Origin of the sequence: Photobacterium piscicola (assembly GCF_046058925.1) — a bacterium.
Classification (GTDB): domain Bacteria; phylum Pseudomonadota; class Gammaproteobacteria; order Enterobacterales; family Vibrionaceae; genus Photobacterium; species Photobacterium piscicola.
In genome coordinates this window covers 291,339-311,385 of the sequence record NZ_CP175535.1, presented here as the reverse complement: position 1 = coordinate 311,385, position 20,047 = coordinate 291,339, and the positions used below count along the sequence as shown (strand labels likewise).

Below are 20,047 nucleotides of genomic sequence, written 5' to 3'. Positions count from 1 at the left end.
TAGGTAGGTGCTCTAATGCTTATGCAAAAGGGTTTTTTTTATATTAGCTCCTTATTAACTAAATTATTAATTAGAATAATAGCTCTATTTGTCTTTTTATGAATAATAAAAAACCCTCATAATTTATTTAATTATAAGGGTTTTTTAATGTCATTAATATTATTAATGTGCAGCAGGTTGCTGTGCTAGTTTTCTTATTTTAATTTCTTCAAATAAAGCAACAAGTGCCATTAATACACAACAAGCAATTGCAGCAGCTTTAATTGCCGCAAAGGTACCAGTCCAACCATCAAGGCCAAAGAAAGGGTTACCTTCAGCAATATAACCAAGACCAATTTTTGCAAATGAGTCACCAATTAGGTAAGCAAACGTACCTTTAACCCCGTCAGCTGCCGCTAGGCCTTGTTTTGGTACAAAACCGATTGCTGCAACACCAATAAGAAGTTGAGGTGCAAATACTAAGAAACCTAAAGCAAATAGTGATGCTTTATAAGCAAAAATAGAGTCTGCGTGTTGGTAGTAACCTAGAGTAAATACAATACCGATCAAAGCAACACAAGATACAGCGCCACGACGACCATTAAATAAGTCTGACAGTAAGCCCCATAAACAGGTACCGACTAATGCTCCAATTTCAAACATGGTAAAGCCGGAGTTTGCAACATCTTTAGAGAAACCTAAAATTTGGTGTGCGTAAACTGTTGACCATTGGTCGATACCGCTACGTACGATATAAAGGAAGACGTTTGCAAAACAAAGGATCCAGATAACTTTATTAAAGAGAACATATTTCTTAAAAATTTCCATTTTAGTTAATTTGTTTTCTTTAACTGCATTATCTTCTTCTGAAATTGGTTCTTCGAAAATTTCTTCTACAGTACCTAAACCATAAGCTTCTGGGCTATCGTTGCCCATAAAGAAGCCGATGATCGCAATAATGATAGCGATAACGGCAGGGAAGATGAACATCCCTTTTACATCGCCACCAAAAAAGTAATCAGCACCAAACATAGCTACAGCGGCTGCTAATGCACCACCTGCGTTATGTGAGATGTTCCAGAAGCCAACACCTAGACCACGACGATTACGTGGAGTCCAGTTAGTAATAGTCACTACTGAGTTTGAACCACCACCTGACTGGAAAAAGCCTGATGCCGCATAAAGGATGGTCATCATAATAAATTGGCTAGAACTTGGTCCCATGACTAAGCCCATACCCAGAATACAAAAACCTGATAATAGGAGACCTAAAGGAAGAATGTTTTTTGCATTCTTACCGCCAGACCAATAGTTTAAAACTGTTTTACCAACACCATAAGTGATTGAAAATCCAAGGCCGATAGTACCAAGCTGAGTTAAACTCATGCCGTAGTCAGAAATCATATCATTCTGGGCAATATTGAAGTTTTTACGGACCAAATACATGGCCATATAACTAACGAAAACTACTAAATAGGACTTTAGAAAAGGAGAAAACCAGAGTTTACGACGTTCTTTTGGCGATAGGTCAAGCGTGGGTTTGCGGACTCGTTGAAGTATTGATAATTCCATCGGTTGAATCTCGTTAGGGCTTAAATCAGATTTGTACTGAATAAGACAAATCACTATGGCGAGACCATACCGATGATACACTTAAATGGATTAAGAATTTTTCCTAGTTTTTTTATGGAATTTTAAATCTCAAAGTTAGATCACGTTTTTTGATATTTACAGTGAAATCTTTGGTTGCATTTTTGGTGTGGCAATGAAGGGTTATTTAACTCTTTCATTATGATTGTGTTTTTATAGAAATCAATAAAATAATATTAATTTATTGAAAATAGTATGGGGTAAAATAATTATAGTTAATTAGATTGTAACTGAATTATTTTTCTTCTTTTCTATTTTAAACTAGAAAAATAATATTGATAATAAAATTAAAAACACAGTGCAAATAAAATTATCAATAATTTAAATGAAAATTCAATTTATAGTAGAGGATGGTTGGTTGTTATTTTTTTTAAAATACTAGGGTATTGATTGTCTTTGTAAATATAAAAAGAGAGCGCTTATTGTTAGTGATCTTTGATAAAGATCACATCTTTAAATTTGCCTATTTTCGATTTATCTACCATAGTTTAATTAACCTGAACTGAGATATATTATCGAGCTTACGGAGGAAAGAAGCTGTTTTCATCTAACTTAGGGATTCAGGTTCCGGTTGTTATTAGTAGACCTATTCAACCCGTTATTAATAGCAATCAAGTTGCAACGCGTAACAGTAAGTGAAATACGTAAAAGCTTCTAAGGTAACACTCTTAGTTGTTAACAATTTGGATAGTAATACCGTAAAAATCTTGCTTCTTCGTCAAAATATCGGTCCATACATAGTTATCGGACACGCCAAGCTCAACGTAATGAGTGACGAAGCGTAACAAACTTGATGTGCTGTGTAAGTACATTAAGTGCAACATCCCAGCCGCACTTGTATAGTGCGGCTTTTTTATTTTCTGTCGTTTATTGTTGAAAATATTATGGTATTGATATTTAAATATAAATTAATGTTATCCACAAAAAAAGTGGGTAACTATTTTATGTTAGTTAATCATGACTGTTATTGTTGCAATGTCATATTGAGTAAAGATCTGGCCTTAGTAGCTGAAGCGGCGGCAATAAAAGTGCATAGTAACTAAACAGTCGTGTGCTAATTGACGTAATATTGAATAAGGAATTTTAGATGTTAACGATGATTGATATTGGCATTGATAATGCGGTTGCTTTTACGTTATCAGGTAAAGTAACAGAAGATGATATGAAACGTGTGTTAATGGATGCAGAGGCGAAAACAGTCGATCATGGTGGAATTGTGATCTATGAAGAAATTGAAAGCTTTTCTGGAATTGAGTTAGCAGCAATTGTCGAGGAATTGAAATATCTTGTTCATGCCGGCATGAAACATATTAAGCAAGTTGCTGTGGTTGCTGATGCGAGTTGGATTGAAAAAGTGGTTAAGGTTGAAGATGCACTATTTAGTGATATCGACATTCAATACTTTACTTTTGCTGAAAAACCACAAGCGATCACGTTCTTGCAGTTACAATAAATCTTATGTAACTAAAAATCCCCCTTGGTATCAGTAGTCAAAACACTTATGACAGTACCAAGGGATCTTGTTATAAACGTTTAAAAATCAATGAAGTATTAATGCCACCAAAGGCAAAGTTATTACTCATGATATAGCGACAATCAATATTTCTACCTTGACCTTGAATATAATCAAGCTCACCACAGCGTGGATCTGGAGTGTCTAGGTTGAGGGTTGGATTAAACCAGCCATTGTTCATCATTTCTATGCTTAGCCATGCTTCAATTGCACCACAGGCACCAAGTGTATGACCAAAATAACTTTTTAAGCTACTGATCGGGGTTTTATTGCTAAATATATTGGCTGTTGCTTGGCTTTCTGCAATGTCACCTTTTTCTGTTGCTGTGCCATGCGCTGAAATATAACCGATATCTTGTGGTTGTAGTTGTGCTTGCTCTAAGGCCATTGCCATACATTGTTGCATGGTTTGTTGTTGTGGCTGGGTTATATGGGTTGCATCACAATTGGTTGCAAATCCAACCACTTCAGCAAAAATTGTGGCACCTCGATTGACTGCATGTTGGTATTCTTCTAATACGAGAGAGCCGGCCCCTTCACCAATGACTAATCCATCACGATCAGCATCGTATGGACGAGGGGTCATTTTAGGAGCCTCATTTTTAAGGCTGGTTGCAAAGAGGGTATCAAACACGGCTGATTCTGTTGGACATAATTCTTCTGCACCACCCGCAACCATCACGGTTTGATAGCCATGTTTGATCGCTTCATAAGCATAACCAATCGCTTGACTGCCAGAAGTACAGGCACTACTGGTCGGAATCACACGTCCTCGTAATTCAAAAAATAAGCCCACATTCACTGCTGTCGTGTGTGGCATCATTTGAACATAAGTGGTTGCAGTGATCTCTTTGGTGGTTTTTTCGTTAAGCATCGTGCCAAATGCACCAATAGCAGGAGTGCTACCAATGGATGATCCGTATGCAATACCTGTACTGCCATTGGTGAGAATCGAATCACCAATTAAACCAGATTGAATGAGGGCATTTTCACTGGCGACTGTTGCTAGTTTTGATACTCGGCCCATTGCTCGTAGTTGTTTGCGGGTATAATGCTTAGGCACCTCAAAATCGGCAATTGGAGCAGCAAGTTTAGTATTTAAGCCATCATAGTCAGCGTAATCATCCATATAGATCACTGCATTTTGACCTTCACGCAATTTTTTCTCGATGGTTAACCAATCGTGTCCCAGTGCAGTGATGCCTGCCATTCCGGTGATAACAACGCGACGGTTCATACTAAACCTCCATTAATAGAAATAACTTGGCGGGTAACATAAGCCGCAATATCAGACATTAAATAACTGACTAATCCTGCGACTTCTTGTGGATCGCCCATACGACGTAAAGGCACTTGTGGTAATGCATGCTGTTTGACTTCTTCTGCAACCATGCCGGTGTCTATTAAGCCTGGAGCAACACAGTTAACAGTGATTTTACGTTTAGCAAGTTCAAGCGCGAGTGATTTTGAAGCACCAATAATACCAGCTTTAGCCGCACTGTAATTGGTTTGTCCACGATTACCCGTCATTCCTGATACTGAAGACAGCGTTACAATGCGACCACCTTGGCGCAGTTGTACCATTGGCATCACACATGGATGAAGCACATTATAAAAACTATCAAGATTAGTATGAATAACGCCATCCCATTCTTGTTCTGTCATGGCTGGGAAAGCCGTATCGTGGGTAATGCCTGCATTACTGACCACACCATAGTATGCACCATGAAGTGCTATATCTTGTTCAAGATGTAGACGGCATTGTTGGCGATCACTGATATCAAACTGAATGATTCGCCCCTGACCACCGGCATTAATAATGCTTGTAAGGGTTGATTCTGCACCTGCTTGATCACGCATATAATGTACAGCAATAGTAAATCCATCTTGTGCAAGTTGGATGGCGATAGCACGCCCAATACCTTTACTTGCTCCCGTTACCAGTACTTGTCGGGTCATGAGTTACTCCTATTTATTTAGTGGTAAGCAGGGTTGTTATCTTTTCTGGGGAGGGAAGATACGCATTGAGTTGACTGCTGGCAATGGTTTGCTGTTGATTGACGATAGTACAACTAAAAACAGCCATATTATCATCTTGAATTAAGCGTTCTGCATAAATATCAAGCACACAGCCTTTATCAAATTGTGGCCACTCACTGTGATAACGGCGGCAACCTAATAAAAATCCAATCGGGGCGGGTTTGCCTTGTTGCCATGCATGATAACCCGCCCAAGCTGCAATAGTTTGGGCCATTAATTCAATACCCACATAACCCGCAACACCTTGGCGCTGGTTATCAAAAAAGAGATGATCTGATTTGATTGTGACTTGGCAATGCACATTTTCTACCCCAACACTGATTAAATCATTAATTAATATCATTGGAGTATCATGAGGCAGTAATTGTGCCAATGGAGGAGTATTAGTCATTAACGTATCCAAAAATTAAACTGATGTTATTGCCACCAAAAGCAAAGGAGTTACTGAGGACTGCCGATGTTATTAGAGGTTGAGATCGTTTTACGAGTGTAATCGGCAGTTGTGGATCTTGGCAATCATCATTGATTTGTACAGGTAACGGTAACTGGTAAGCCAGAATATACCAACAAATAGCTGCTTCTACAGCACTGGCTGCACCAAGTGTATGTCCCGTTAAAGGTTTGGTTGAACTGACCATAACGTGGTGACCAAATACTCGCGCAATGGCTTTTGCTTCCATAGCATCATTCAACGGTGTTGCGGTGCCATGAGCATTAATATAACCAATATCATTTGGTGTTAACCCTGCATCTGTTAATGCATTTTGCATTGCGATTTCTGCGCCATGACCATCTGGGTGTGGGGCTGAAATATGATATGCATCAGAGCTATCGCCGCCGCCTAGAAAAGCAATATTTGATTGTTTTTTGATTGATGATTGCTGTTTTTTATCCTCTTTAGCAGGTGTGAGTGCTAACAACATAAAAGCTGCGGCTTCACCAATATTAATCCCATCTCGATTCATACTAAAAGGATTACAACGTTTAGAAGAGAGCGCATCTAAACCATGAAAACCATTAAGTGTTAGGCGGCATAAGGTATCTGCACCACCAACAATGACGGCATCGGCTAGTCCAGATTTGAGGAGGCGTTTAGCCGATAAAAAGCTACGGCCACTGGAAGAACAAGCGGTTGATATGGTGTAAACCAATCCGGTTAAACCAAAATAATCAGCAATGAATTGCCCCGTATTCGCTGGTTCTTGTTGATGATAATGATAATCCTCAGGCAAGTGACCTTGTGCTGCTAATTGTTCTAATGCGTGTTCGCCATCACTGATCCCTGAGGTTGTTGTACCAATGATCACGGCGATACGATCAGCGCCATATTGGATAATCGCTTGCTGTATTTGGGAGCTTATTTGTTGTAATGCTGACAGTGCAAGACGATTGTTAGCCGTATTTTGATGTGGATATTGTTGCTCATTTATGGCAGCTAATGGGGCTGTTACTTGGCCAATAACCGTTTCACTGTCATCATTAAGCCAACCAGAAATTGTGCGCATGTCTGGGCTAGATCCTTGCACTAAACTGTGCTGGATTTGTTCAGCTGTTGCCCCGAGTGCAGAATGAAAACCACAGCCGCGAATATAGACTGGGGTTGTGGTTTGATTATTTTTCATAAAATCTCATACCGAGGTTATTGACGCTGATAGTGTAATGTTTTTATGGTGATGGTGTAATTAGGCTGGTAATGGGTAAACGTAATCGTTCCCGTTAATTGATGGATGTTTTGATAATTAATTTCAGCCACTACGACACCCTTATTGTTGATAAGTTGACGTTGGTGTGAGGTTTGTTTTAATTGCCAGCCTATGTGTTGTAACGGTTGTTGCCATGCATCAAGTGGCCATAAGGTGATCATCATATTGAACAATACTTGTTTAGGATCGGGTAGAGTAGAGCCTAAGCCTGGCATCACATACGTTGTAATATGTTGGTCAGTATAATCTAAACTCAGAATCCGTGAGCCCCATGATGAAAACCCGGCAAGAGCTAATGCTTGTGGCGTAACTTGTAATTGCACGGGTAACTGATGGCTGGTTTGTTGCCATGTTGCAGTGATCAATTGACTAGCGGTGAGCGAATAGCCTAATTGCGCTGGGGTTGGTAAGGTCACTAAGGTATTGGGCGCAATATTGACTTGATTTGGTTGTGGCACCTGTATGGTTGTACACCCTGAGACTAATAATACGCTCAGTAACCCTATTAGCCCGTGATAACTAAGACGATGAAGGCAGTAATGTTGCATGTTATTTGGCTCCTCTATGTGATGTTGTGTTTGATATGGCTGAGGATGCTGGTGTCATAGCTAATGGGGCTAATAACCATGCAATAATAATCCCTGTGAGAACGGTAATACCAAAACTATGAATAGCTTGAGTGGCACTTAATGCTAATAGTCCAAACGAGAGTACCGTGGTTAATGCCGATAATGTGATAGCCAATAAGGTTGAACGACGATGGTGATTGTTGTCAGTGGATTTTAATTCTGCAAAAAAGAGACTGTAATCAATTCCTATCCCCAAAATTAAGATCAGTGCCAGTAAATTAAACAAGTTTAATGGTGTTCCACTAATACTAGTGATTGCAATACCTGCACATGCTGCTATCAATGATGGCGTGATCATTTGTAGCCCTTTTTTGAGCCCATAGCGCCATCCTAATAATAAGAAAATTGCGATGGTTGCTGCAATTAATAGCTCAGTGACTCGTTGTCGGTATTGTCCAAAAAGATGTGATACTTCATCGGCTTTATTGAGGTAGCTAAGTTGGCTATCTTGCGCGACCAATTGTTTGATGACATCAAGTTGATTGACACCAGAAAGCAAAATAACCGCACCGTATACAGACGATTGTGCTGATTGAATCTGACCAAGCCAAGTAAAGCGTAGTGGTTTAGATACTGGTGATGCTAAATATTCAGCAATCGTTAACGGCTGAAAGGTGGCGCTAAATTGTGGTGGGTGACTTAATTTGATTTTTTTATCTAGCTCTGGACCTTGCTGTTGATATAAGTGTTTCACTAACTCAAAATTGTGTTGTTGAGTTGCAATTGACGGTAAGTAATGCCCGATACTTTGGTAGCTATCAAGTTTGTGAGTCGTTACTAAGGTATTGAGTTGCTGGTCGACAATCGCTAATTTAGTTAATAGATCTTGTGCTGTTTTAGCTTTAACTAATAGCATTTGTTGGCCACTGCTAACTCCCGTGATCGCTTTAATGGTTGTTTCTTGTTGCTTGAGTTGTGCTGGTAGTGCTTGAAGCTGGCGAATATCATCATCATAGCGAATATGAAATAGTCCTAGAATAGAAACGACAGCCAATATTGATGGTATGCACCAGCGCACAAACGGTTGTTGCCACAGTTGTAACCATGCATTGAGTAATTGCCGACAAGGTAAAGGTCGTGGTGAACACGGTTTTGCGGCTAAAGTGGGATACCAACACACGACGGTTGCATAAGCGGCAGTAAGCCCAATTGCTGAAAATAGTGACAATTGTTGTAACCCAGGGAAAGGTGCAACTAACATGCCGAGATAACCAATCAAGCTGGTGATTAGCCCTAAACTAATCGCTACAAAAATATGTTTGAGCCCTTGGTGTGGATCCCAATCATTTGCTGCGGCTAATCTATCAGTGAGATAGTGAAAAGCATAGTCAATCGAGACTCCAATCAGGCTAGCACCAAACACTAAACTAAATAAGTGTACTTTACCAAAAATGGCGACAGTACCGACAAATGCCGCAACCAAACCACAGCTGATTGACAATAATGCTAACACTAAAGGTAATGGGCTTCGGTAGATGACTACTAATAAAATAATGATCCCTAACAACGACCCTAAGCCGATAGTACTGATTTCTTTTTCAGCGCTTTGTGTGCCATGCGCCGCATAAAAAATAACGCCAGTATGCAAGATATCTACTTTATTTGTTGCGGTAGAATAGTCGTTAATGATCTGCTGTTGTAATTGGTTAAGTGCGGGTAATTGGTGTTGCAATTTAATACTGTACGGCGAGCCTGCGAGTTCAGCCGTGATCAATGCGTAATGACGCTGCTGATATTTTGTAGTTAAAAAACCGTGATCAAGATTGAAATGACCACTTTGAGCGCTTAATTGAGTTAAATAATCACGAAATAATAAAAAAGGATCATGTTCAAGCTCTGCACCAGTAACGCCAGAAAACGGATTATACAGTGCCTGTAATACTTGGGTTATTTGTTGTTGAGGCTGCTGTGTTAACCGTTGTTGTTGTTGTGGCGTTAACAGCTGAAACCGTTTGGGGTAATAAAATTGCGCCCATGCTTGTTGTTGGCTATGACTCATTTTTGCATTAATAGTTGTAAACAAGCCTAGTTGAGTTAGCTGGTGACTAAATTGTTGTGCTGCTGTCAGCATGGTATCGCGACTTGAGCTACCCACTAAAAATACCACCTTATTGCTCATGCTGGTGGCGATATGATCAAAAGCTTGTTGTGCTGCTGGATCTTGGTCATTTTGTGGTAACAAAGCCAAAATATTCGTTTCGATTGGCAACTGCTTATGCGCTGTTAATTGATAACCGAAGCTAACAACTAACAACAGCATAATGAATAACCATAAACGGCTAAGTTTAGAATTGGAAAACACGTTGTTCTTCTGTGGTTAATGTTGATGGTGTTGTACGTTGATGACTAAATGTAATCACAGTTTTATCACCACGAATTTCAGCCAAAGTAAGTTGATTGATAAATTTCCCCCCTTGTAGTGTGATGGTGGAGAAGACTTTATTTAAAGGAACCTGCTTGGGGGTTAATACCAATTGCCACTTATTCTTCTGATCCGTTGTTGGTGTTAAGGTCGTCATGGCTAAATTAAATTGTTGATCTAATGCTGACGTATCACCGTTAAACAGTGCCAGAAATATATGGCTAAAATAAAATACCATGGGATTTTTATCCGCAGTCATAACCTGCGGAGGTTGATCATCAAATTGTTGACTGAGTTTATCTTGGGTTAGCACTAATGATACTGCCATTGGGGCTGTTTGATGCCACCATAAGCCGTGGTTAGCGGCAATAATAAACGTACCATTAGATATTAGTGGTTGGTTAAACATCGCCATGGTTCGACTTTGATTAAAATCACCACGAACAATTTTGGTGGTAGAAAGGGTTTGTTGAAGATCGCTTAATGTCATGGCTTGTGCTGATAAACTGGTTAGAGCTAATAACAGACACAATATCGTACCTTGAGTATGTTTTTTTAAACGAGTGAATATTAATAAATTAGTGCTCATCATGCCAAGCCTTTATTTTATCAGTAAAAATAGAAGGAGAGGCTAAGCGCATTTCTCCTGTTTCTATGCTAACAGCCACTTGCATTGTGTATGCTTTTGTCATTCGAGCATTGGTTTGTGCATCATAAATAACATAATCAACCCGAAGTCGGTTTTCCCATTCAGTAAGGGTGGCTGTAATACGAATACGATGATCAAAAGGCACCGGCTTAACGTATTTTACCCGCGTATCAATAATCGGCCACAGATAACCAGAAGCTTGCATTTGGTGATAGCTATAATCAATTTTCTCCATTAATAAACATCGAACTTCTTCAAAAAAACGGAAGTAGTTACCGTGATAGATAACCCCCATTGGATCGGCATCTTGAAAAGCCGTGGTTAAGGTAAGTTCTGCGGTTAATAATGCCGGTGAAGTATCTTGACGCATAAATGATGTCATCCGTATGAGTACAATGATAAACCAGAGGCCTTAAACAGTGCTCAAGGCCTCTGATGATCAAATCTGAGTTAACAGATCGTTAGCGATCAATATAATGACCAATGTTGTTGTTGGATGCGGCTGATAAAAAGACGCAAGTCGTGCTCTAACGGACGGTCTTCAGTTACAAATTTAAATTCAGCCAATACCGCTTGTTGCATTGCTTGTAGTGCTGGGCTGATGTTGGTATCTGTTAGTTGTTGATCGCGCTTACGTAATTCAATTGCTTGGGTTGCCGCCAATAAGGATGCCGCTGTTACTTGTTCTGTCAGTTGTAATACTCGTAAACAATCACGAGAAGCAATTGTTCCCATACTGACTTTGTCTTGGTTATGACATTCTGTTGAGCGAGAGAACACACTAGCTGGCATGGTGTGTTTTAGTGCTTCTGCTGTCCAGGCTGAAATACCAATTTGAACCGCTTTAAAGCCATGATTTATCGGTTTACGCTCGCCGGTTGCTCCGGTTAGGTTAAACGGCAGTCCATTATTGAACTTGTAATCCATTAATTGTGCCATTTGGCGATCAAGTAAATCAGCAATATTAGCCACCGCTGTTTTTAGCGTATCCATAGCCATTGCAATATGACCCCCGTAAAAATGCCCACCGTGAAGGACACGTTCGTTATCACCATCAATAATAGGATTATCATTGGCGCTATTAAGTTCATTTTCAATCATCTGGCGTAGCCATGGCAAACTGTCTTGCAAAACCCCAATCACATGAGGTGCACAACGTAGAGAGTAACGATCTTGTAAGCGATCACTGTTACGTGGTGGACGCTCCGCTTGCAGATCTGAGCGTAACCAACTTGCAATTTGTTGTTGGCCTGGATGGGGTTTGACGGCAAATAAAGCTTCATCGAAATGGAAACCATTACCTTGAATACCAACCGAGACCATTGCAGTAATTTTGGTCGCCAATTGCGCTAAATATTCTGCACGTTTATAAGCAATACAAGCCAACGCTGTCATCACTGAAGTACCATTCATCAACGCTAAACCTTCTTTCGGCTTGAGTTTAATAGGTGTGATGCCTAGCTCTTTAAATACATCGGCAGTAGGGCATATTTTTCCTTGATAAATAACTTCACGCTCACCAATTAATGCTGCGGCAAGGTATGATAATGGCGTTAAATCCCCACTGGCACCCACTGAACCTTCTTGAGGAATTCGAGGGCTAATATCATGATTGATGAGAGTCACAATTTGGTTGAGTAATGGATGACCAACACCTGATACCCCTTGGGATAGTGAACATAATCGGGTTGCCAGCACGGCACGTGCTTGTTGACGATCAAGATCTTCGCCTAAACCACAACCATGAAAACGGGTAAGATTTAGGGGAAGATCATCGACAAGGTGAGTTGGAATCGCCACCGTGCAAGAGTCACCATAGCCTGTGGTTACACCGTAAATAACCCCTTCTTCTTTTAATAGTCGTTCTAGAAAGGCAACGCCTCGATCTATTTTGCTAGTAAAGGCACTCTCTGTGTTCATTTCAGCAGTGGCACCTTGGCTAATGGCGACCACATCTTCAATAGTGAGTCTGTCTGCACCAAAGCGAATGGTTTGTTGCGGTGTTGTCTGCGAATTATTTGTCATCTTTTTTTCCACTAAGCTGCCAAAAGTTAAAAAAGTTATACCACTGTAATGGTGCTTGTAAGGTGTAGTGCTCAAGGCGGATAGCATAGTGCTCAACAACCGTTTGTAAATCGGCATTACGAGTGGCGCGTGGCAAAGTTATTTGCTCACTGAACAGTTCAAAATATACATTAAAATGAGGGGTGGCTTGGCTGTCATCACGTAACCCAAATAATAGGTAAACAGGGGTTTTAAGTACAGATGCTAGTATAAAAGGACCTTGTGGAAACGGTGCTTTTTCCCCAAGAAAATTTGCCCAACTGACTCGTGTTTCATTAGCAACGGAGGTGCGATCGCCAACGATAACTACCCATTCACCACGTTCAACTTTTTGCTGAAGCATGATTGCAGTATCGGCGCCGAGTTGATTAACATGAATTAGATTGAGATTTGAGTCTGGATTAACGGCTTTAAGAACACTATTAAAATGTGCCGCGTGCTCAGTAAATACTAATGCATTAATTTTAATATTTTTATGCCGTTGACTGAGTGCTCGACATAATTCTAAATTACCCAAATGCGCGCCAAGGATCACCACGCCTTGATTACTGGCAACAATATTATCAAAGTGATGTTGACCATGAATGGTGAGGTTATCAGCATTATAATCGCCTTTCCAAGCGGCTAACTTATCGAGTGTTGTGTGTCCAAACGACAATAAGTGCTGATAGGGGGTTAGATTTTCAGGTAATGACAATTGTTGCTGTGCGGCAAAATGTTGTAGTTGCTGTAAATACTGTGAGGATGCCTGACGGGCTGTCTTACTGGTTAAATAATAATAACCAATTACCGGTTTTAATAACTGATTAACGACTTTGCGCCCTAATAAACGATAGATAGCCAATAACAGTTTGATTCCTAATACGGTGCCGCGCTCACCTCGGCTTGACCAGTGCTGTGAGTGAGATTGATGCCGTTTTAATAATCGAGGAATACGTGGCAGCATTCCTAAAAATAATTTGGTGTGCATCCAACTAATTTTGATGTTATCCCACAGGGCATCAAAATGTGAAATACCGCCTTCAGGATAGATAACTTTTGTATCAATAAACTTAATATCGCCGTTATTCCAATAGAATCGCACCATGATTTCAGTATCAAACGCCATTCGATGGCTGAAATTATAGTGGTTTAAGACTTGTATAATGGGATCTATGGGGTAGCAACGAAAACCACACATACTGTCTTTGATAGTAAATGATAGGGTTTCGATCCAGACCCAAAAATGAGTAATATAACGTCCATATAAGCGTGATTTAGGAACTGAATCATCGTAAATCGGCTTGCCAGAAATAAGTGCCGTTGAATACTGATGTGCTGTAACCAATAATTTATTAACAGCGGTTAAGTCATGCTGGCCATCTGCATCTATTTGAATGGCATGGCTATAATTTTGTTTTGCCGCATGTTTAATAGCAGCCATTACTGCATAACCTTTGCCCTTGTTGTGGGGTAAGGTGATGACTTCAACTAAGGGATTTTGTGATAGCTGCGTTAGAATATCTTTAGTTATAGCATCACTGCCATCATCAACCACAATAATGGGATAAGCAAAAGTTTGTAATGCATCAATGATAGCTGGCACAGTGTGACCATGATTATAACAAGGAATAATAAAACATGGATGGAACCAACTCATGCGGCTATCCCCATGGTTATTTTACCTGAAGAGTGAATGATGGTTTCATTCTCCGGAGTGAGCGAGCTAAAGTTAAAGTGTAATTTTTGTTTATCAGCAACCCACTCTAATGTCAGAGTGATCGTTGTATTGGGTAAAATAGGTTGTTGGAATTTAATGACATCCATGCCTTTAAATTCAGTCGGCATATCACTGAAATAATGGCTTGCAAAGTGAACTGCCCAATCAATTTGACTGACTCCCGGTAATAGCGCAAATGTTGAAAAATGGCCTTTAAAATCATCTAAATCATGATCGACACATAAGGTAATAACCGCATGATGATCAACAATATGGCTGCTAAGTAAGGTTGGTGCTTTTCTGTTCATTAGTCATTATTACTTATTAGTTATGGTCATTAAATAGGTGTTCAAGGTCGCGAATAAGACGTTTACCTTGGCTATTTAATGGAATCTCTGCAATGGGACGAAAACGGCGGGGAATCGCTATCGGTTCTATCCATTGGCGTAATTGTTGGCGTAATAGTAACCAAAATTTCCCTTTCCCAATCTGATTAAGCTGTTCCATACCCGAAGTTGTAAGTGTGATCACCGCGGCGATATGTAATCGTTGTTGTTGCTCTAGCGGGAATACGGCGGCTTCATCAATCCATGGCAACTGGCATAAACGTTGTTCAATTTCAGTTAATGATATGCGTTTTTCTTCTATTTTGATTATGCGGTCTGTTCGGCCTTTAAGTTCAAAGTGATCATTGTCAATGAGTACGCAGTGATCACAGGTTTGATACCAGTGCAGAGGATCAACAAAAGGAGAGCATATTTTTAAACACTGTTCTGCATTTAGAGCGATATTAACTACCGTAAATCGTTGCCATGGTGTTGTTGATTGTTGTTGTTGGCGATAACCAATGCCTCCTGTTTCGGTACTGCCGAATACTTCAAAAGGAAGTTTGCCAAGTAATTGTTGGCAATGTTGAGCCGCTGCTAATGCTAATGGTCCCCCCGAAGAAAAAATAGCGTTATAGGGAGCTGAGGTTACATCAGTATGTAAGCGCTTTAATAATGCAGGGCTACTGATTAAGACTTTATTGGGTGCTGCTTGTGCCACCACTTGCTCTGGATAGTCGAGATTAAAACAATCAAAACTACGACCACGGCATAACGGCCATAACACTCGAAATAGTAGACCATAAATATGTTGATGAGAGACGGTGCTACAAATGTGGCTCTGTTGTAATTGCGCACCCCAAATAGCCTCAAGTTGTGCAATTTCGTTATCCAGTAAATCTAACGTTTTGACAATAGCTTTGGGTATGCCACTTGAACCGGAAGTAAACAATGTCAGTTCGGTATCAGCAAGGGCTAATGGTGGAAAGACCATGTGAGATAATGATATTTGTTCTTGAGTATTGAGCAAGGAGCCAATATTGATGGTAGTCACTGATGAAGGAATGTGTAGTTCCTCATCATGTAGCAAGATATCAAAATGAGTATTTAATTCAGCCAGTGCTGCGGGCTGATGATTACTGGGTAAAATAAGTTGTTTTTTAGCATAAATTACCGCCATAAATGCAACTGCAAACAAATAGCTGTCGTGGCAACAAAGTGCAAAACGCGGCTGTTCAATTATGGCTAATTGTTGGCTTAAACTAAAAACATGGGCTCGAAATTGAGGCCATGAATATTGTTTTGTGCCATTAAATGCCACGTGAGTGAGATGATGAGTAGGGCGCTGCATTAAGGTCGATAATGATGTTAACGTCGAGGGTGTTATTGCTGTATGCATAGCCGTTCTCGTGTGCTATTAATGAAAGTTTGTGCTTACTTACTGTTGGTGTTTTTGTCTAAACCATTGCCGACATAGCCATTCGATTCCAAACAAACTGCCAGCAAAAATATAGCTAATAAAGCCATTATAAAATGTCCAGATATGTAATGGCATAAAACAGGTTATGAATGCAATTGCTCCATTGATAATAAAAAACACACACCAGATTTTAGTGACATTGCGAGTATAGCGTACGCCACTTGGTGGTAGGTTAGGTTCTTGCAGGCGTGCTAATCGCTCAATTAAGCTTTGCTGTTGCCACAAGCTACTGCTGAACAGTCCTAGCATCAATATATTGACGATAACAGGGTAATAGAGCAATAGTCCTTGCTGGCGAAATAATGTCCCTAACAGGATCAACGTAATACCAACGCCACCACTTAACCAGCCAATATATTTTAGCTCTTTGAGTTGCGTCTGCTTGGCTGCAATAATGCGAACAATAAAAAATACCGCCAGTAAAGCGCCAACCGTGGTTATTCCCCAACGGTTAATACCGTAATAAACAGCCATGGGATAAGCTATTAGGGCTAAGGCTGACAGTATAGTTAGCAGACGCATCACCATTATTCAGCCTTGAGTAAATCAGCAACCGCTATAACGACATCATTGACAGTACGAACATTTTTAAATTCATCAGGTTGGATTTTCTTACCTGTGAGGTTTTGTAAGCGAACAACAAGGTCAACCGCATCAATACTATCGAGATCTAGATCTTGGTAAAGGTTTGATTGTGGTTGAATGTCATTGGCATCAAGTTCAAATAGTTCAACTAAAAGGTCTTGGATTTGGATAAAAATCTGGTCGTTATTGATTTGAGTCATAATGATTACGCTTTGTTCTGTGAGATGTAATGAGCAAGGTTAGCCACTGACGCGAAATGTTGGCGCGTATTGGTGTCATCTGCATCAATAACAATATTGTATGTTTTCTTAATTGCCAGCCCAAGCTCTAAAGCATCGATAGAATCGAGGCCAAGTCCATCATTAAAAAGTGGTGCATTGGTGTCGATGTCATCAACGCTAATATCTTCTAAATTTAATACATCGATAATCAATGTTTTTAATTCTGTATATAGTTGTTCCATATTACCTGCTTGTTATTAATGGTTAACGACAGCATAAATAGTTGTCACACATGAGTTGGAAAAATAGCACGGGTTAAATATTGATTTAATTGCCGAGCTGCTGCTGTTGACGATCGGTTTTGGTTTAAAAATGACGCTGTATTAATTTCGTCTTTTATTTCAATTAAAAATAATGGCTTATGATTCGGTACTTGATACCATTTTTGCTGCTTAGTTAAAAAACTGGGTGTAACAGTAATGTGCACAACCCGAATATTAACCTGACTGCGAATGGCTATTTGTGCTGCTCCACGCTGTAACTTTGGCGTTATTAAGGGCGTAGTGCGTGTGCCTTCAGGAAAGACCAATAACACATTCCCTTGCTGTAAGCGCTGATTACATGTCTCTAACAATAATTCTGGATCTTTATTGGGAATATACCCCGCAGCTTTAACAATACCTTTAATAAAAGGGTTATGCCAGATTGTTGCCTTCACTAAGCAATCACACTGGGGTAATTGTGATGCTAATAAAACATAGTCAATCAGGCTGGGGTGGTTAGCAACGATTAAACATTGTTTATCTGCTTGAAGTGCTGCTAAATTTTCAAAGCGATAATCAATAACACCTAAAAAACGCATCGTACGACAGAAAAAATTAAAGGTACGTTGAATTGTCGTTTGTACTTTGATCTCTCGTTGTTGTTGCGGTGTTAGTAAAGTAATGACCGGAAAGACGATAAAAGTCAGTACCAGAGCACCTAATCCGAATAAGCTGAAACATCCAGCAGTTGCAATAATACGCCAGCTCTTATTGAGTCGTTGTGGTATTGAGAGTGTTTTCATTATTGATGCTGCCATTGCCACTGTTGTTTTTGCGCATTAATAAACCATTGGCTATCTTTATTAGCAAGATGTTTGATAACGGTGAGTGTCTGCGGATAACAATCGACACCATGATGATGTTCACAGATAGCGGGTGACATTGGTTGCCAGCATAGTTGGCTATTGTTGCCGTAAGATATCACCATTGCTAATGCAAAAAGTGGGTATTGATATTGTTCAAATTGTTGGTATTCATTTGGTAGAGGTTGATCATAATCAACCACCAGAACACGATGATCTGGATGCTCATTGAGGTAACATGCAACTTCAATCAATGCCATATGAAGAGTATTTTCACCACCGGTAAGTGATGTAACGGCAAGAGGTTGTTTGGTCGCAATAGTATATAAGCCTGCCGCGGTATTATGTACCGACTGTGAGAAAGCAATCGGTGATGCATCATCACCGTTGATAATGTCTTTAATTAAATTAACGGTGCGGTGTAATTCCCCATGACGGCTGGAAAAAACAATATAATCAACCGTCGTTTTCTCAGTGATCGTCATTGCTGCTTGAAGCGCTAATTTACTTATAGGGCTCATACGTCGACGTATCATTGGCGGGATTTTATCTGCTGCTGGTGGTTGAGCATGTAATAATTGAGGGTGGTTAGCCCATGCTTGTTCGTCTTCTTGTAAGACTAAACCAGGAGTAAGTGCAATCCAGTGGTCAATATTGAAGTGAATTGTATTCATAAGCTCCACATAAACAACAAAACAATCAGAATGATGAGTATAAATAAAGATAACTATTGATAAAGTTTATCATTAAATCAATCAGATAACTGTGTATTTTATGATCACATATTTAATATTTTAGAATTTATTGATATTTATATTAGTCGTTTTTCTTAGGTTACTGATATATGTGTAATTATTAATATTGTTTGTTTTAAAACAGTGTCTATCAAAAGCGGCTAGTTAGAATAACCGTTGAATTTCCTTCTCCTTAATTACAGGTGTCGCGTGAGTCACTTTACTAAAGATCCATATAATGCATTAGCTGCAAAAACGGAAGCTCAAAAATTGGCTTTTTCGCCGATTGTTTTTCATACCGCACGTACGTTACGCGATTTAAATATACTACAGGTATTGGATAATGCAGGCAAAGATGGGCTAAATGCCCTACAAATTGCAGCAGCAACACAAGTCTCTGAATATGGTGTAAAAGTATTATTAGATATGGCGCTTAGTGCTCATATTGTGATTTGGCAACAGAATAAATACTACTTAGCTAACCTTGGCTATTTTCTATTACATGATGGCATGACCAATGCCAATATGGATTTTACCGCTGATGTTTGTTATGCCGCAATGATGCACCTAACAGATTCTATTCAACAAGGAAAACCAGCAGGGCTTAAAGAATTAGGGGATTGGTCAACTATCTATCAAGGATTATCGCAATTGCCTGAACAAGCCAAACAAAGTTGGTTTGCATTTGATCATTTTTATTCTGATCGTTCATTTCCGTTGTTACTCGACAAAGTATTTACTCACCCACCAAAGCGAATCTTTGATATTGGTGGTAATACTGGCAAATGGGCATTGCAGTGTTGCCAGTACAATAAAGATGTAGAAATGACGATCATTGATTTGCCTCAGCAGATTGCTGTCGCTCTTGAAAATGCTAAACAGGCTGGATTTTCCGATCGTATTAAGGGATATCCTGTTGATATGCTTGATCGCACTCAAGCATTACCACAAGGTGCTGATGTGTGGTGGATGAGTCAATTTTTAGATTGTTTCTCCCCGATGGAAATTTTAAGTATTTTACGTCGAGTAAGACAAGCAATGAGTCATGATGCCAAAGTTTATATTCTTGAATTATTCTGGGATGCGCAACGCTATGAGGCTGCATCTTATTGCTTAAATGCCACTTCGTTATATTTTACTTGTTTAGCGAATGGTAATAGTCGATTTTATCGTAGTGAAGATTTTCTAGAGTTAGTGACAGAAGCCGGCTTTATCGTTGTTGAACGTGAAGATGATATTGGCTTAGGTCATACGTTGCTCACGCTACAAGCAGGACAAATTTAGCGA

The 20,047-nt window shown here is 39.7% G+C and carries 20 protein-coding genes; 2 read left to right on the top strand and 18 right to left on the bottom strand.

Features of this window, described 5'->3' with window-relative positions; translation table 11 throughout:
* Positions 1–162: 162 nt before the first annotated feature.
* Complete coding sequence (uhpT, locus tag ACJZU6_RS16125; protein ID WP_080155425.1) at positions 163–1,551, bottom strand: hexose-6-phosphate:phosphate antiporter; 1,389 nt, start codon at positions 1,549–1,551, stop codon at positions 163–165.
* 1,165 nt (positions 1,552–2,716) lie between these two features.
* On the opposite strand from uhpT, the gene ACJZU6_RS16120 reads away from it, so the two are divergent.
* Positions 2,717–3,082 (top strand): STAS/SEC14 domain-containing protein, encoded by a 366-nt coding sequence (locus ACJZU6_RS16120; RefSeq protein ID WP_080155426.1) that lies wholly within the window; start codon positions 2,717–2,719, stop codon positions 3,080–3,082.
* 70 nt (positions 3,083–3,152) lie between these two features.
* Here the strand turns inward: ACJZU6_RS16120 and ACJZU6_RS16115 are convergent, their stop codons facing one another.
* From ACJZU6_RS16115 to ACJZU6_RS16035, 17 genes are all read right to left on the bottom strand, one after another.
* Complete coding sequence (locus ACJZU6_RS16115) at positions 3,153–4,379, bottom strand: beta-ketoacyl-ACP synthase (RefSeq protein ID WP_107275968.1); 1,227 nt, start codon at positions 4,377–4,379, stop codon at positions 3,153–3,155.
* Positions 4,376–5,101 (bottom strand): 3-ketoacyl-ACP reductase FabG2, encoded by a 726-nt coding sequence (locus ACJZU6_RS16110; protein WP_080155428.1) that lies wholly within the window; start codon positions 5,099–5,101, stop codon positions 4,376–4,378. The genes ACJZU6_RS16115 and ACJZU6_RS16110 overlap by 4 nt, the downstream gene beginning before the upstream one ends.
* A 13-nt stretch (positions 5,102–5,114) precedes the next feature.
* Positions 5,115–5,573 carry a hotdog family protein gene (locus tag ACJZU6_RS16105; protein WP_408901388.1) on the bottom strand — a complete coding sequence of 153 codons (459 nt, stop codon included), beginning with the start codon at positions 5,571–5,573 and terminating at the stop codon, positions 5,115–5,117.
* Positions 5,566–6,804 (bottom strand): beta-ketoacyl-[acyl-carrier-protein] synthase family protein, encoded by a 1,239-nt coding sequence (locus ACJZU6_RS16100; RefSeq protein ID WP_408901387.1) that lies wholly within the window; start codon positions 6,802–6,804, stop codon positions 5,566–5,568. Before ACJZU6_RS16100 ends, ACJZU6_RS16105 begins: the two co-directional genes overlap by 8 nt.
* Before the next feature lie 17 nt (positions 6,805–6,821).
* Positions 6,822–7,433, bottom strand: a complete 612-nt coding sequence (locus ACJZU6_RS16095; RefSeq protein ID WP_080155431.1) for a DUF3261 domain-containing protein — start codon at positions 7,431–7,433, stop codon at positions 6,822–6,824.
* Position 7,434: 1 nt separating this feature from the next.
* Positions 7,435–9,774: an MMPL family transporter gene (locus ACJZU6_RS16090; RefSeq protein WP_408901386.1), complete on the bottom strand. Its 2,340-nt coding sequence runs from the start codon at positions 9,772–9,774 to the stop codon at positions 7,435–7,437.
* Positions 9,775–9,799: 25 nt separating this feature from the next.
* The gene (locus ACJZU6_RS16085; RefSeq protein WP_408901385.1) at positions 9,800–10,468 is read right to left on the bottom strand and encodes an outer membrane lipoprotein carrier protein LolA; all 669 of its coding nucleotides are present in this window, start codon (positions 10,466–10,468) and stop codon (positions 9,800–9,802) included.
* On the bottom strand, positions 10,455–10,895 hold the full coding sequence (locus tag ACJZU6_RS16080) for an acyl-CoA thioesterase (RefSeq protein WP_408901384.1): 441 nt from the start codon (positions 10,893–10,895) through the stop codon (positions 10,455–10,457). The genes ACJZU6_RS16085 and ACJZU6_RS16080 overlap by 14 nt, the downstream gene beginning before the upstream one ends.
* A 98-nt stretch (positions 10,896–10,993) precedes the next feature.
* A complete protein-coding gene (hutH, locus tag ACJZU6_RS16075; RefSeq protein WP_080155435.1) occupies positions 10,994–12,550 on the bottom strand; it encodes a histidine ammonia-lyase in 1,557 nt (518 codons plus the stop codon).
* Positions 12,540–14,228, bottom strand: a complete 1,689-nt coding sequence (locus ACJZU6_RS16070) for a glycosyltransferase family 2 protein (protein ID WP_408901383.1) — start codon at positions 14,226–14,228, stop codon at positions 12,540–12,542. Before ACJZU6_RS16070 ends, hutH begins: the two co-directional genes overlap by 11 nt.
* Entirely contained in the window at positions 14,225–14,596 is a 372-nt protein-coding gene (locus ACJZU6_RS16065; RefSeq protein WP_080155437.1) for a 3-hydroxyacyl-ACP dehydratase, read from the bottom strand. Before ACJZU6_RS16065 ends, ACJZU6_RS16070 begins: the two co-directional genes overlap by 4 nt.
* A 16-nt stretch (positions 14,597–14,612) precedes the next feature.
* Positions 14,613–16,013, bottom strand: coding sequence for an AMP-binding protein (locus tag ACJZU6_RS16060; protein WP_080155438.1), 1,401 nt, complete (start codon positions 16,011–16,013; stop codon positions 14,613–14,615).
* 39 nt (positions 16,014–16,052) lie between these two features.
* Positions 16,053–16,616: a hypothetical protein gene (locus ACJZU6_RS16055; RefSeq protein WP_080156504.1), complete on the bottom strand. Its 564-nt coding sequence runs from the start codon at positions 16,614–16,616 to the stop codon at positions 16,053–16,055.
* A 5-nt stretch (positions 16,617–16,621) separates the two neighbouring features.
* On the bottom strand, positions 16,622–16,879 hold the full coding sequence (locus tag ACJZU6_RS16050; RefSeq protein WP_107275963.1) for an acyl carrier protein: 258 nt from the start codon (positions 16,877–16,879) through the stop codon (positions 16,622–16,624).
* A 5-nt stretch (positions 16,880–16,884) separates the two neighbouring features.
* Positions 16,885–17,142, bottom strand: a complete 258-nt coding sequence (locus ACJZU6_RS16045; protein WP_080155440.1) for a phosphopantetheine-binding protein — start codon at positions 17,140–17,142, stop codon at positions 16,885–16,887.
* A 44-nt stretch (positions 17,143–17,186) separates the two neighbouring features.
* Positions 17,187–17,966 (bottom strand): lysophospholipid acyltransferase family protein, encoded by a 780-nt coding sequence (locus ACJZU6_RS16040; RefSeq protein ID WP_408901382.1) that lies wholly within the window; start codon positions 17,964–17,966, stop codon positions 17,187–17,189.
* On the bottom strand, positions 17,966–18,700 hold the full coding sequence (locus tag ACJZU6_RS16035) for a beta-ketoacyl synthase chain length factor (protein WP_408901381.1): 735 nt from the start codon (positions 18,698–18,700) through the stop codon (positions 17,966–17,968). The genes ACJZU6_RS16040 and ACJZU6_RS16035 overlap by 1 nt, the downstream gene beginning before the upstream one ends.
* 270 nt (positions 18,701–18,970) lie before the next feature.
* Between ACJZU6_RS16035 and ACJZU6_RS16030 the strand changes: the two genes are divergently transcribed.
* Positions 18,971–20,044, top strand: coding sequence for a methyltransferase (locus tag ACJZU6_RS16030; protein ID WP_408901380.1), 1,074 nt, complete (start codon positions 18,971–18,973; stop codon positions 20,042–20,044).
* Positions 20,045–20,047: the final 3 nt, after the last annotated feature.

Excerpts from the sequence above, each read along its gene's own strand:
- ACJZU6_RS16115 (WP_107275968.1), bottom strand. The coding sequence starts at position 4,379 with ATGAACCGTCGCGTTGTTATCACCGGAATGGCAGGCATCACTGCACTG.
- ACJZU6_RS16105 (WP_408901388.1), bottom strand. The coding sequence starts at position 5,573 with ATGACTAATACTCCTCCATTGGCACAATTACTGCCTCATGATACTCCA.
- ACJZU6_RS16045 (WP_080155440.1), bottom strand. The coding sequence starts at position 17,142 with ATGGAACAACTATATACAGAATTAAAAACATTGATTATCGATGTATTA.
- ACJZU6_RS16050 (WP_107275963.1), bottom strand. The coding sequence starts at position 16,879 with ATGACTCAAATCAATAACGACCAGATTTTTATCCAAATCCAAGACCTT.
- ACJZU6_RS16080 (WP_408901384.1), bottom strand. The coding sequence starts at position 10,895 with ATGCGTCAAGATACTTCACCGGCATTATTAACCGCAGAACTTACCTTA.
- ACJZU6_RS16070 (WP_408901383.1), bottom strand. The coding sequence starts at position 14,228 with ATGAGTTGGTTCCATCCATGTTTTATTATTCCTTGTTATAATCATGGT.
- uhpT (WP_080155425.1), bottom strand. The coding sequence starts at position 1,551 with ATGGAATTATCAATACTTCAACGAGTCCGCAAACCCACGCTTGACCTA.
- ACJZU6_RS16085 (WP_408901385.1), bottom strand. The coding sequence starts at position 10,468 with ATGATGAGCACTAATTTATTAATATTCACTCGTTTAAAAAAACATACT.
- ACJZU6_RS16090 (WP_408901386.1), bottom strand. The coding sequence starts at position 9,774 with ATGCTGTTGTTAGTTGTTAGCTTCGGTTATCAATTAACAGCGCATAAG.
- ACJZU6_RS16035 (WP_408901381.1), bottom strand. The coding sequence starts at position 18,700 with ATGAATACAATTCACTTCAATATTGACCACTGGATTGCACTTACTCCT.
- ACJZU6_RS16065 (WP_080155437.1), bottom strand. The coding sequence starts at position 14,596 with ATGAACAGAAAAGCACCAACCTTACTTAGCAGCCATATTGTTGATCAT.
- ACJZU6_RS16095 (WP_080155431.1), bottom strand. The coding sequence starts at position 7,433 with ATGCAACATTACTGCCTTCATCGTCTTAGTTATCACGGGCTAATAGGG.
- ACJZU6_RS16040 (WP_408901382.1), bottom strand. The coding sequence starts at position 17,966 with ATGAAAACACTCTCAATACCACAACGACTCAATAAGAGCTGGCGTATT.
- hutH (WP_080155435.1), bottom strand. The coding sequence starts at position 12,550 with ATGACAAATAATTCGCAGACAACACCGCAACAAACCATTCGCTTTGGT.
- ACJZU6_RS16060 (WP_080155438.1), bottom strand. The coding sequence starts at position 16,013 with ATGCATACAGCAATAACACCCTCGACGTTAACATCATTATCGACCTTA.
- ACJZU6_RS16100 (WP_408901387.1), bottom strand. The coding sequence starts at position 6,804 with ATGAAAAATAATCAAACCACAACCCCAGTCTATATTCGCGGCTGTGGT.
- ACJZU6_RS16120 (WP_080155426.1), top strand. The coding sequence starts at position 2,717 with ATGTTAACGATGATTGATATTGGCATTGATAATGCGGTTGCTTTTACG.
- ACJZU6_RS16110 (WP_080155428.1), bottom strand. The coding sequence starts at position 5,101 with ATGACCCGACAAGTACTGGTAACGGGAGCAAGTAAAGGTATTGGGCGT.
- ACJZU6_RS16055 (WP_080156504.1), bottom strand. The coding sequence starts at position 16,616 with ATGCGTCTGCTAACTATACTGTCAGCCTTAGCCCTAATAGCTTATCCC.